The 12,458-nt window shown below is 59.8% G+C and carries 10 protein-coding genes; 7 read left to right on the top strand and 3 right to left on the bottom strand.

What is annotated here, in order from left to right; genetic code table 11:
- Positions 1-73 precede the first annotated feature (73 nt).
- From ACR0KM_RS11905 to ACR0KM_RS11895, 3 genes are all read left to right on the top strand, one after another.
- A complete protein-coding gene (locus ACR0KM_RS11905; protein WP_480822622.1) occupies positions 74-430 on the top strand; it encodes a VOC family protein in 357 nt (118 codons plus the stop codon).
- A 107-nt stretch (positions 431-537) separates the two neighbouring features.
- Positions 538-1,815 (top strand): DUF3422 family protein, encoded by a 1,278-nt coding sequence (locus tag ACR0KM_RS11900; protein ID WP_480859848.1) that lies wholly within the window; start codon positions 538-540, stop codon positions 1,813-1,815.
- Positions 1,816-1,883: 68 nt separating this feature from the next.
- Positions 1,884-3,020 carry an MFS transporter gene (locus ACR0KM_RS11895; protein WP_480859846.1) on the top strand — a complete coding sequence of 379 codons (1,137 nt, stop codon included), beginning with the start codon at positions 1,884-1,886 and terminating at the stop codon, positions 3,018-3,020.
- 7 nt (positions 3,021-3,027) lie between these two features.
- Here ACR0KM_RS11895 and ACR0KM_RS11890 read toward each other — a convergent pair whose 3' ends face one another.
- From ACR0KM_RS11890 to ACR0KM_RS11880, 3 genes are all read right to left on the bottom strand, one after another.
- Complete coding sequence (locus ACR0KM_RS11890; RefSeq protein WP_480822616.1) at positions 3,028-4,008, bottom strand: ABC transporter permease; 981 nt, start codon at positions 4,006-4,008, stop codon at positions 3,028-3,030.
- On the bottom strand, positions 4,001-5,008 hold the full coding sequence (locus tag ACR0KM_RS11885; RefSeq protein ID WP_170573004.1) for an ABC transporter permease: 1,008 nt from the start codon (positions 5,006-5,008) through the stop codon (positions 4,001-4,003). The genes ACR0KM_RS11890 and ACR0KM_RS11885 overlap by 8 nt, the downstream gene beginning before the upstream one ends.
- Before the next feature lie 94 nt (positions 5,009-5,102).
- Positions 5,103-6,809, bottom strand: coding sequence for a peptide ABC transporter substrate-binding protein (locus ACR0KM_RS11880; protein ID WP_480859842.1), 1,707 nt, complete (start codon positions 6,807-6,809; stop codon positions 5,103-5,105).
- A 285-nt stretch (positions 6,810-7,094) separates the two neighbouring features.
- Between ACR0KM_RS11880 and ACR0KM_RS11875 the strand changes: the two genes are divergently transcribed.
- Genes ACR0KM_RS11875 through ACR0KM_RS11860 form a run of 4 tightly spaced genes read left to right on the top strand, consistent with a single transcriptional unit; the run spans position 7,095 to position 12,453 of the window.
- On the top strand, positions 7,095-8,915 hold the full coding sequence (locus ACR0KM_RS11875) for an ABC transporter ATP-binding protein (RefSeq protein ID WP_480859840.1): 1,821 nt from the start codon (positions 7,095-7,097) through the stop codon (positions 8,913-8,915).
- Between the two features lie 5 nt (positions 8,916-8,920).
- The gene (argE, locus tag ACR0KM_RS11870) at positions 8,921-10,087 is read left to right on the top strand and encodes an acetylornithine deacetylase (protein WP_480859838.1); all 1,167 of its coding nucleotides are present in this window, start codon (positions 8,921-8,923) and stop codon (positions 10,085-10,087) included.
- Positions 10,088-10,108: 21 nt separating this feature from the next.
- Positions 10,109-11,275 carry a M20 aminoacylase family protein gene (locus tag ACR0KM_RS11865; RefSeq protein WP_480859837.1) on the top strand — a complete coding sequence of 389 codons (1,167 nt, stop codon included), beginning with the start codon at positions 10,109-10,111 and terminating at the stop codon, positions 11,273-11,275.
- Positions 11,276-11,289: 14 nt separating this feature from the next.
- Positions 11,290-12,453 (top strand): M20 aminoacylase family protein, encoded by a 1,164-nt coding sequence (locus tag ACR0KM_RS11860; protein ID WP_480859835.1) that lies wholly within the window; start codon positions 11,290-11,292, stop codon positions 12,451-12,453.
- Positions 12,454-12,458 lie beyond the last annotated feature (5 nt).

The following is a 12,458-nucleotide window of genomic DNA, read 5'->3' as shown; positions in this document are numbered from 1 at the left end:
CAGGATATTTCTGGCCAGATGAAGCGAGCGGAGTGTGTTATTCTGGGGTGGAACCTGATGGCCGGAGGTGGAGATGCAGAAAGTAAACGGAATAGGCGGGGTTTTCTTTCGGGCCCATGATCCTGAGGCTTTGCGGGATTGGTATGAGGCGCATCTTGGCGTCAACCACTATGACCCCGTGCCCTGGAAGCAGCGCGAGGGATATACGGTCTTTGCGCCGTTCGCTCGGGACACCGAGTATTTCGGCAAGGCAGAGCAGCAATGGATGATCAATTTCCGCGTCGATGATCTGGGCGCTATGATCGCGCAGCTGCGGGCAGCCGACATCGTGGTGGAAACGCACCCGGATTGGGACAGTGAGGTCGGAAAATTTGCCCGGATACATGATCCCGAGGGTAACCCGATCGAGCTATGGGAGCCAAATCAGTGAGATAACGGGCTTGCACACCGTGATATCCATGTAAGCGTATGAAATAAAAAGATAATTGATGTATCTATCCTGTGGCGTATAGTACGCTCGATCTAACGGAGCCCCAGATGACGCCCATTGATGACCATCCGCTGCGCTATGCGCTGGCCAATGAGTTGCACGCGCGACCTTTTCCGACGGCCTCGGCACCGTGCACTGTGGTGTTTCTGGCGATCAAAAAGCCCACCACAGCAGTGGCGCGGGACCGGGATAAAGATATGGCGCACCTGATAGATCTGCTGGATCGCCATGGGGCGCAGCACCCGCAGCCCGAGGCGACCCATTATGCGGGCCAGATCGGGCGTCATTGGTTGAAATGGGAGCAACATACGGAATTCGTAACCTATACCTCGATCACGCAGAATGTCAGTGACCGGCCCTTCAACCCCGCCGATTTCGAGGTATTCCCAACGGATTGGCTGATGACCAGCCCCGGCCAGCGGGTGACCTCGGCCATGGTGCGGGTGGTTGAGCGCGGGTCGGATGATGCCGTGCGTGCAGCTTTGAGTGACTGGTTTGAACCAGAAAGCCTGGCCGTTGCGCGCGTGCTGGATGACTCGGCCATTTGCGCCAGCGACTTTCGCATCGATCCGGCCGGGCACATGCGGTTTGCGTTGTTCGTTGACAAAGGAACCGGAGAGCGCCGTACCGGGCGGATCATTCAGCGATTGTGCGAGATCGAGACCTACAAGGCGATGTCGATGCTGGGGTTTGCTCGCGTCAAGCAGTTGGCGCCGCGCGTTTCAGAGCTGGATGGACAGTTGACGCGACTGATGGGGCAAATGACTGACAATGCCGCCCATCCTGATGCGTTGCTGCCGGACCTGTTGTCTGTGTCGACCGAGCTTGAAACGCTCGCAGCACAATGCTCATTCAGATTTGGCGCGACAGGGGCTTATGAGGCCCTCGTCAATCAGAGGATTCAGGTGCTGCGCGAAGACCGTTTCGAGGGCGGTCAGAGTTTTGCTGATTTTATGATGCGCCGCTACGATCCTGCCATGCGCACGGTTAAGTCGACCGAACGCAGGTTGCAGACGCTGTCTGATCGGGCAATCCGGGCCGGAGAGCTGCTGCGCACCCGGGTGGATGTGGAGCGAAGCGCACAGAATCAGGCCTTGCTTGAAAGCATGGATCGCCGTGCCGATCTGGCGTTGCGGCTTCAGCATACTGTCGAAGGGCTCTCGGTCGTGGCGATCAGTTATTATGCGGTGTCGCTGGTGAGTTACCTGCTTTACCCGCTGACGCAGGCCGGCATCGGCAAGGGCATGTTGACAGCGATCGTGACGCTGCCTGTTGTACTTGCCGTTTGGTTTGCGGTTCGCAGAGTTCGCAAGCGTTTGGAATAGCTGTCTTTGCCAATCGATGAATGATCTGTAGAACGGGCGGCGTTTTACGGATTTCGCGAGGGCCTTCTGTGATCGGTATTGTGGCTGCGTGGCGCGCTGTTGCCGCCATGTTCATTTTGAACGGGGCGCTGTTTGGTATCTGGGCGTCTCGTATCCCTGCGGTCCGCGACAAGCTGGAGCTGACGCATGAGGCGTTGGGGCTGGGATTGCTGTTCATGGCGGCTGGCGCGGTGTGTTCGTTTCCCATTACAGGACGTCTGACCGACAGGTTCGGAGCGGTCGCGATAACGCGTGTGATCGCCGTGCTCTATACGTTTTCGCTGGTGCTGTTGGCCTTTGCGGGCGGGTTCTGGTTGCTCGCGGCGTTTTTGTTTGTGTTTGGTGCATTCCATGGCTCGATGGATGTGGCGATGAATGCCTGGGCGGCCGAGGTTGAGCAGGCCTATGACAAGCCGGTCATGTCCTCGTTCCACGCGATGTGGAGCCTTGGGGCCGGGCTGGGTGCGCTCAGCGGGTATGGTGCGGTTCAGATGGACCTGACCGTGCTGCAGCATTTTCTGCTGGCCGGTGGCATCGTGGTGGCGCTTGCGCTTGGTTTGTCCTGGGTGCGCTGGACCTCAAAGCGCACGGTTTCGGAACCGGGATCGGTGTTCGCGTTGCCGTCCGGGACTTTGGTGCTGGTTGGGTTCACAGCGCTGTGCGGCGCGTTGGGGGAAGGGGCAGTTGCGGATTGGAGCGCCATTTTCCTGCGTGATGAGACAGGTGCAGCCGAGAGCGTCGCCGCGCTTGGATATGCGGTCTTTTCCGTGACTATGGTTGCGTTTCGGCTTGCGGGCGGTGTGGTCATCGCCCGGTTTGGTCCTGTTGCCACGGCCCGGTTTGGGGGAATATGTGCCGCTTTGGGCGTCTTTGGCGTGGTGTCAGCAGGGCAGCCCGGATTGGCGCTGGCAGGCTTTGCGCTGATGGGTGTGGGATATGCGGTGATCATGCCATTGGCCTTCAGTCGCGCTGCCAATGATCCGGATGTTCCACCCGGACAGGCGATAGCCAGCGTTGCGACTTTGGGTTATGGAGGGTTGCTCATCGGCCCCCCTTTGATCGGGTTTCTGGCCGAGTTGATGACTTTGCGGCTGGCATTTGCGGTTCTGTTGCCGCTGGCCGTGCTGATCATCCTGCTGGCCGGCGCGCTGAAGCGCGCCGACTGAGGTTCGCTTAGCGTCCTCGAATGCGCGGATCCAGCGCGTCGCGCAAGCCGTCGCCCAGATAGTTCACGCTGAGCACGGTCAGCGAGATCGCTAGACCGGGCCAGAACACACGCTCGGGGTATTGCTGCAGGTAGTCGACGCCATCGAACAGCAACCGGCCCCATGTCGGGAAATCCGGCGGGAAGCCAAGGCCCAGGAAGGACAGCGCGCTTTCTGTGATGATCGCCGTGGCGATACCCAGCGTTGCCGACACCATGATCGGAGACAGCACGTTCGGCAGGATGTGCCGTGTGATGATTTGGCTGTTGCTGGTGCCGATGGACCGGGCGGCCAGAACAAATTCACGTTCCTTGATGGCCAGAACGTCCCCCCGCACGATCCGCGCGGTGGGCATCCACGAGGTGATGCCGATGGCGCAGACGATCAGGATGAAAATGCCGCGCTCAAGTCCGAAAGCTGCCGACAGCGGCTCGCGGAACAACAGCATCATGACCAGCAGCAGGGGCAGAAGGGGCAGCGCCAGAAACAGATCGGTCAGGCGCATCAGCGGGCCGTCCAGCCGTTTGAAGAACCCGGCCAGAACGCCGATGAACGAACCCAGAAACAGCGCCAGCAGCATTGCGGTGATGCCGACCGAAACCGAGGTCTGACCGCCCGACATCATCCGCGCCAGAATGTCCCGGCCCAACTGATCGGTGCCAAACGGATGCGCAAGGCTGGGCCCCTGGTTGCGCGACCGGATGTCGATCTGGGTCGGGTCGATCGTCCAGATAAACGGACCCAGATACACGGCCGCCACGATGAAGATGAACAGGATCGCCCCGATCATCGCGCCTTTGTGGGTTTTGAACTGATCCCACACATCCCGCCACTGGCTGCGGGGCGGGGTGGTCAGTTCCTCAATCGTGCCCGCACCGGGAACGGCAGTGGAGGCGGCGGCCAATCCTTCGTCCGGGATCAGCGTGTCTGATTTATCGGTATCAGTCATAGCGAATCCTCGGGTCCAGAATGCCGTACAGGACGTCGGCGATCAGATTGAACAGCACGATCAACACGGCAAAGATGAAGGTCAGGGTCTGCACCATCGGCAGGTCGTTGGCTTGGATCGCGCCGATCAGCAACTGGCCGATACCGTTCACCTTGAACACCTGCTCGGTGATGATTGCGCCGCCGAAGATGGCCGGAATACCCAGCGCGATCACGGTGACCACCGGGATCATCGAGTTGCGCAGGACGTGGACCATGACGACGGTGTATTCGCTGAGGCCCTTGGCGCGGGCGGTGCGGACGTAATCCTGATTGAGGTTGTCCAGCATTGAGGCGCGCATGAACCGGCTCAACTGCGCCGTGATCTGCAGCGCCAGAACCATCACCGGCATGATCATCTGCTTGAGCTGCACGACGAAACTGTCCCAGCTGTTGACCACGTGGGTGGTGTCATAGATCGACGGGAACCAGCCCAGCTGGACCGAGAAGATCACGATCACAAGCACGCCCGAGAAGAAGGGCGGGACCGAGAAGCCGACCATCGACACGAACGTGCCCATCTGGTCGAACCAGGAATACTGGCGGTAAGCGGAATAGATGCCGATTGGCAGGGCGATCAGGATGGCGACCACATAGGCGGTGCCAACAACCCACAGGGTCTGCGGGATACGCTGAACGACGATGTCCATGACGGGCGAGCGGGTCTGCCACGAAATCACGCGCAGGTCACCTTCGGAGAAAGTGGTGCCGAACATATGGTCGACCAGAACCTGAGGTTCGATCCAGAAGAACTGCACGATCCATTTCCAGAACCGGATATGCATCGGCTGGCCGAGGCCAAGCGCCTCGCGCATTTTCTCTTTGACTTCGGGCGGAACGGTGAGCGGAACCTGCGCCATCGGGTCGCCGGGGGCGAGTTCCAACAGCAGGAAGATGACGAGGCTGATGAACAGCAGCGTGGGTACGGCCAGCACCAGTCGTCGAATGGTAAAGTTAAGCATTAAGAGGCGCCTTTATATGCGTCTTCTTGTTGGGGTGGCGTGCAAAAGACTGCGCCCCGATATGGACCGGGGCGCAGTTTTGCAAGGCTAAGGTTTAGGAACCGGTTTTGCGGTACCAGTCCGCAATGTTCCACAGTTCGCTGTCCCAAACGTTCAGGACAACGCCACCCAGCGTGTTCGAGTGCGCCGACAGGCGACCACGGTGTACCAGCGGGATCATACCGCCGTTCTGAACGATGATGTCGTTCAGCTGTTTCGCGATCTCGGCGCGGGCTTCCAGACCGGCGGTTTCGGCGAGCTGACCGTGCAGCCTGTCGAATTCCTCGTTGCAGAAGCGGCTGATGTTTTCGCCTTGCCACTGCGTCTCAGGACGCGGGGCCTTGTCGCACAGACCGTTGCCCAGATAGGACTGCGGATCGGTGCCGTTGAAGGTGTTGGCGTACATCTCAACATCAGCATAGAACTTCTGGAACGTATCGGGCGAGCCCGGATCACCACCAAAGAAGACCGATGCGTTGATGTTGCGCAGTTCGGTTTCGATGCCGATCTGGCTCCACCATTCCTTGATCAGCGCCTGGAAATCCTGACGGACGGCGTTGGTCGAGGTCTGATAGACGATTTTCAGCGGAACGCCGTCTTTTTCACGGATGCCGTCGCCATTGGTGTCCACGATGCCAGCCTCATCCAGCAGCGCGTTGGCGCCTGCGATATCCTGCGTATCACAGGTCATCGAGGTCGAGTTGAACGCAGCCGGAGCCGGGACCCAGTTACAGGTCACCTTGCCGGCCTGACCATAGCCGATCTCGACGAGCAGCGGGCGGTCGATGGCCATGGACATGGCTTTGTAAACCGCAGGATCCCGCAGGAACGGATGTGGATGCTTAGCTGTCGAACGCTCGCCTTCCGGCAGATCAGGCGACGGGTTGGTCTGGTTCAGCATGATACGCTCGACCAGCGGGCCGAAGCCTGCGACCGGAGTGCCCTTGCCGCCTTCTTGCATCTGAGCGATCACTTCGGGTGCCAGCTGCAGGTTCCAGGCGTAATCGAACTCGCCGGTTTCCATGACAGCACGGCCTGCGGCTGTCGCATCGCCACCGCCTTTGAAGGTCACAGACGCAAAGGCCGGTTTGGCCGGATCACGATAATTCTCATTGGCCGCAAAAGTGATCACGTCGTTCGGCTTAAACTCGGTGACGACAAACGGCCCGGTGCCGATCGGGTTAAAGTTCTCATCGGTGCATTCGGGGGCTTTTGCGCCTACACAATCGGCGAACTGAGCGGCCTGAATGATCGGGCTTTCACCGCCCACAAACGGGCCGTATGGGAAGGGTGTCGGTGCATCGAAGGTGACTTTGACCGTCAGGTCGTCCACGGCCTCAACCGAGGTGACACCTTCGAATTTGGTCACCTGCGCACAACCGCCTTCGGGGTGCATGCAGTAATCAGCGGTAAACTTCACATCCGCCGATGTGAACGGCGTACCGTCCGACCAGGTGAGACCGGGTGCGATCTTCCATGTAATCGTTGTCAGATCTTCGCTGACGCCGCCATTTTCAACGGTCGGGATTTCAGCCGCAAGAAACGGAACCATGTTCCCGTCCTGGTCGTAGCGCGCCAGAGGTTCGATCACCAGCGAGGCCGCTTCCACATCCTTGGTGCCGCCCGACAGGAACGGGTTCATGATCGACGGGGCCTGCCAGTAAATAATGCTGACATTGCCGTCCGATCCGCGCTCGGCAAAGGCCATCGGGGCCATTGCCGTGCTTGCAATCGCACCAAGCAAAAGGGTTTTGATTTTCATCATACACTCCATGTTGGACACATTCGTGTCTCGGTCTTTTCCGCGATGCCCGCGGATTAGGCGTTGCCGCGATGGGGTTTAATGCGTTGAAAAACAACGATAACGGCAGTCACGCGAACGTGTTTTCCGTCTTCTCCCCAAAGCGGTTACGCGGCGTATCGAAACAGAGTTTTAGAAAATTGCAAGCCTTGCCTGCAGGAAAACCGGCAATGGGTTTGACTTTTCCCGCCCCCCCGCCTTAGCGTTTGGCACTCAAACCAAAAAGCCGCCAAGGGGAGAGCGCGCGTGCTGGATCAGCCTATTGCCCAGATCAAAAAACTGCGGGTCGAGTTTCAGACCAAGGACGGTCCGGTGGTCGGCGTCGAGGATGTCTCGTTCGAGGTGAATCCCGGTGAAACCGTATGTATCGTTGGCGAATCCGGGTCCGGCAAGTCGGTGTCCTCGCTGTCGCTGATGCGGCTGGTCGAGTTCGGCGGGGGCGAGATCGCGGGCGGGCAATTGCTGTTTGATCGCCGCGACGGCGAGGAGATGAATTTGGCCGATGCCAATCAGGATCTGATGAAACAGATTCGCGGCAATGAGATCGGGATGATCTTTCAGGAACCCATGACCGCCCTGAACCCGGTGTTCACGGTGGGGCGGCAGCTGACCGAAGGGCTGCGCATCCACAAGGATATGTCGAAGACGCAGGCCGAGGAACGCGCGCTGGAGCTGCTGCGACAGGTGCGCATCCCCGAACCTGAACGGCGGCTAAAGCAATACCCGCACGAATTGTCGGGTGGCATGAGGCAGCGAGTCGTGATCGCCATGGCCATGGCCTGCGAACCGCGCCTGCTGATCGCGGATGAACCGACGACCGCGCTGGATGTGACCATTCAGGCCGAGATTCTGGCGCTGATGGACCGTCTCAAGCGCGAGACCGGAACGGCGGTGATGTTCATCACTCACGATATGGCCGTGGTCGCTCAGATGGCCGACCGCGTGGTTGTGATGTTCCGGGGCAACAAGGTCGAAGAAGGTACGGTTAACGAAATCTTCGAGAATCCGCAGCACGATTACACCAAAGCGCTGCTGGCTGCGGTGCCCAAGCTGGGCGAGATGCAGGGCAAGGCCGCGCCCGAGCCGATGAAGTTGCTGGGTGTCGAAGGCCAGAACATCGCGCCGATTCCGGGTACCAACGATGTTCTGCTGACGGTCAAAAACCTGACCACGCGCTTTCCGGTCAAAGGCGGATTGCTGCGTCGGACCATTTCGAACGTGCACGCGGTCGAGGATGTGTCGTTCACCATCAACCGCGGTCAGACCCTCAGCCTTGTGGGCGAGTCGGGCTGCGGCAAGTCTTCGGCTGGGCGCTCGATCCTGCGTCTGGTTGAACCGATGAAGGGTGCGGTCGATCTGGACGGCGTCGATATCATGAAGCTGGATCCGGCGGGCCTGCGCAAGGCGCGGCTGGATATGCAGATGATCTTTCAGGACCCGTTCGCCTCGCTGAACCCACAGATGCAACTGGTCGATCAGGTGGCGGAACCGATGCGCAATTACGGCGTCGCCTCGGGGTCGGAATTGCAGGACCGGGTGGCGCAACTGTTTGACAAGGTGCAACTGCCGCGCAGCTTCATGCGCCGCTTCCCACATGAGATGTCGGGCGGTCAGCGGCAACGGATTGCCATCGCCCGCGCGCTGGCCCTGAACCCCAAACTGATTGTGGCGGATGAGGCGGTCTCGGCGCTGGACGTCTCGGTGCAGGCGCAGGTTCTGAACCTGATGATGGAGCTGCAATCGGAACTGAACCTCAGCTATCTGTTCATCAGCCACGATATGGCTGTGGTAGAACGGGTCAGCCACCATGTGGGCGTGATGTATCTGGGCCGGATCGTTGAGCTCGGCCCTCGGGCGCGGGTGTTCGAGAACCCCCAGCACGCGTATACGCAGGCGCTGATGAAGGCGGTGCCGATTGCCGATCCAAACAAGCGGAAGTCGGAAAAAGACCTGAATTTCAAGCCGATTCCGTCGCCGATTCACTCGATTGGGTACACCCCCGAACCCTCGCAGTATGACGAGGTTGAACCAGGTCACTTCGTGCTGACGACCGACAGCGGATACTGAACTAAATGTCCCAACGCCTGAGCCCGCTTGAGATCATGACCAAGCTGATCTCTTTTCCAACGGTAAGTCGCGAAACCAATCTGCCATTGGTTGACTGGGTCGAAGATTATTTGCGCAGCCACGGGATCGAGCCGCATCGCTGGCCGGACCCGGAGCAGCCGCACAAGGCAGCCGTTTTCGCGCATGTCGGCCCGTGGGAAGAAGGCGCGATTGTTCTGTCTGGCCATACGGATGTGGTGCCGGTCGATGGCCAGCCGTGGGATACCGATCCCTTCATCGTCACCGAAAAAGACGGCAAGTATTTCGGGCGCGGCACCTGCGATATGAAAGGCTTTGACGCTTTGGCGATCTGGGCACTGGTCGAGGCGCATCACGCAGGCATCAATCGCCCTGTGCAACTGGCGCTGAGCTTTGACGAAGAGGTCGGCTGCACCGGTGCCCCGCCGATGATCGAAGCGATGCAGAAGGTCCTGCCGAAAGGCTCGGCCGTGATCGTGGGCGAGCCTTCGGTGATGCAGGCCGTCACCGGCCACAAAGGCGGATTCGGCTATGACACGCATATGGTCGGGTTCGAGGTGCATAGCTCGATCATGCACACCGGCGTCAACGCGATCATGGAGGCCGCGCCGCTGATCGACTGGGCCAACAAGCGCAATGCCGAGAATATGGCGGCGCAGCCTTCGGACATCGCGGCGGTGTTCGATCCGCCCTGGACGACGTGCCATGTGGGCATGATCGAAGGCGGTACCGCGCATAACATCACCGCCAAGGATTGCCGCTTCATGATGGATTTCCGCGTGGTGCCGGGGGAAAGCGCGGCCCAATGGCGCGCGGATTATCTTGAGCAGGTGAAACAGGCCGAGGCCCGGATGCAGGCCGTTCGTCCCGAGGCGCGCATCGATGTTACCGACCATTTCGCAGTGCCTGCCTTGGTGCCCGAGACCGAAGGTGAGGCCGAGATGCTGGTGCGTTCACTCACTGGCGACAATGCCAGCCATGTGGTCAGCTATGGCACCGAGGCGGGGCAGTTTCAGGAGGCGGGTTATTCCGCCGTCATCTGCGGCCCCGGTGACATCGCGCAGGCGCATCAGCCAAATGAATTCATTACGATTTCTCAATTCAACGCAGGCCAGAAATTCATGGAACGTCTGGTAGAACGGCTCTGCGAATAACGCTCTGATCGGAGGTCAAGGATGCCCGTCAAGAACCGGCTCGCCGAGATGCATGGCGAGATCACCAAATGGCGTCGCCATCTGCATATGCATCCCGAGCTGATGTATGACGTGGAAGAAACCGCAGGCTTCGTGGTCGACCGCCTGAAAGAGTTCGGCGTCGACGAGATCACACCGGGGATCGGCAAGACCGGCGTGGTGGCAGTGATCAAGGGACGACAGGACACGCAAGGTAGGGTGATCGGGCTGCGGGCGGATATGGATGCGCTGCCGATTGAAGAGGCGACGGGGCTGGACTATGCCTCGACCGTTTCGGGTAAGATGCATGCCTGTGGGCATGACGGACATACCTCGATGCTTCTGGGCGCGGCGCAGTATCTGGCTGAGACGCGGAATTTCGACGGTACGGTTGTGCTGATCTTTCAACCCGCCGAAGAAGGTGGCGCAGGTGGTCTGGCCATGTGTCAGGACGGGCTGATGGACCGCTGGGGCATTCAGGAAGTCTATGGCATGCACAACATGCCGGGCCTGCCGGTCGGGGAATTTGCGATCCGGCCCGGCGCTTTGCTGGCCTCGTCCGATGAGTTTGAAATCGTCGTCACGGGCAAAGGTGGTCACGCCGCCGCGCCGCATGAAGCGGTGGATACCACGCTTGTGGCGTCTCATATTGTTGTGGCTTTGCAATCGGTTGTGTCCCGGACCGTTGATCCGATCAAACGTGTCGTGCTGACGGTTGGAACGTTCGTGACGGACAGCGTCGCCTCGAACGTGATCGCGCATACGGTGCGGCTGCAGGGCACGGTGCGGACTTTGGACCCGGAATACCGGAAAATCGCCGAGGACCGCGTGCGCCGGATTGCGGAAGACACCGCCTCGGCCTTCGGCGCGTCGGCCACGATGACGTGGACGCCGGGCTATCCGGTGACGGTGAACTCGGACGACGAAACGATCTATGCCGCCGAGGCTGCGCAGGCCGTGGCGGGCAAGATCAATGACAGCACCGATCCGATCATGCCGTCCGAAGATTTCGCCTACATGCTTGAAGAACGGCCCGGAGCCTACATCTTTATCGGAAACGGGGACACGGCGATGTGCCATCACCCGGAATACAACTTCGACGACGACGCCATTCCCGCCGGATGCAGCTGGTTTGCTGAGCTGGTGGAACGACGATTGCCCGTCGCCTGATTTGGGAGGATCAGATGCCAATCAAGAACCGACTTGCCGAAATGCACGAGGAAATCACCGGTTGGCGGCGGGATATCCATCAGCACCCCGAAATCCTGTATGAGACCCACCGCACCAGTGCTTTGGTCGCCGAAAAGCTGAAAGAATTCGGCTGCGATGAGGTTGTGACCGGCATTGGCCGCACAGGTGTTGTAGGGGTGATCAAGGGCAAGACCGATACGCAGGGCCGCGTGATCGGGTTGCGTGCCGATATGGATGCGCTGCCGATGCAGGAGCAGACGGGGCTGGACTATGCGTCCAAGACCGAAGGCGCCATGCACGCTTGCGGCCATGATGGCCACACCGCGATGGTTCTGGGCGCGGCGAAGTACCTGTCCGAGACGCGGAACTTTGACGGCACGGCCATCGTGATCTTTCAGCCTGCCGAAGAGGGCGGCAATGGAGCCGAGGCCATGTGCAAGGACGGTCTGATGGATCGCTTCGGTATTCAGGAAGTCTATGCCATGCACAATGTACCCGGTGTGCCGACCGGTCAGTTTGCGATCCGCTCTGGGCCTCTGCTGGCAGCCGCCGATGAATTCGACATTCATCTGGAAGGGCGCGGAGGCCACGCGGCCAAGCCGCAGGAGACTATTGATACAACCGTCATGCTGTCTCAGTTGATTGTTGCGCTGCAAACCATTGTATCGCGCAACGCGGACCCGATTTTGCAGGCGGTTCTGTCGGTGACGTCGGTCGAGACCTCGTCCAAGGCGTTCAACGTGATCCCGCAGTCGGCGCAGGTGAAGGGTACTGTGCGGACGCATTCGAACGACATGCGCGACCTGATCGAAGCGCGACTGAACGAGGTGGCGCAGGGCATCGCTGAGACCTTCGGTGGCACGGTCAAAGTGACCTATAAGCGCGGCGTTCCGGTGACGATCAATGCCGAGGAGCAGACGGGGTATGCGACTGAGGCCGCCGTTTCCGTGGGCGGCAGCTGTGGTGAAGCGCCAATGGTGATGGGGGGCGAGGATTTCTCGTTCATGCTGGAAGAACGCCCCGGGGCTTTCATTGTGCTGGGCAATGGCGACAGCGCCGGGCTGCACCACCCCGAATACAATTTCAATGATGAGATCATCCCGATGGGATGTTCCTGGTTTGCCGAAATGGTCGAGCGCCGGATGCCGGCGGCTTGAAATAG

This window comes from Ruegeria sp. G10 (genome assembly GCF_056533645.1).
This window is presented reverse-complemented; position numbering and strand designations above follow the sequence as displayed.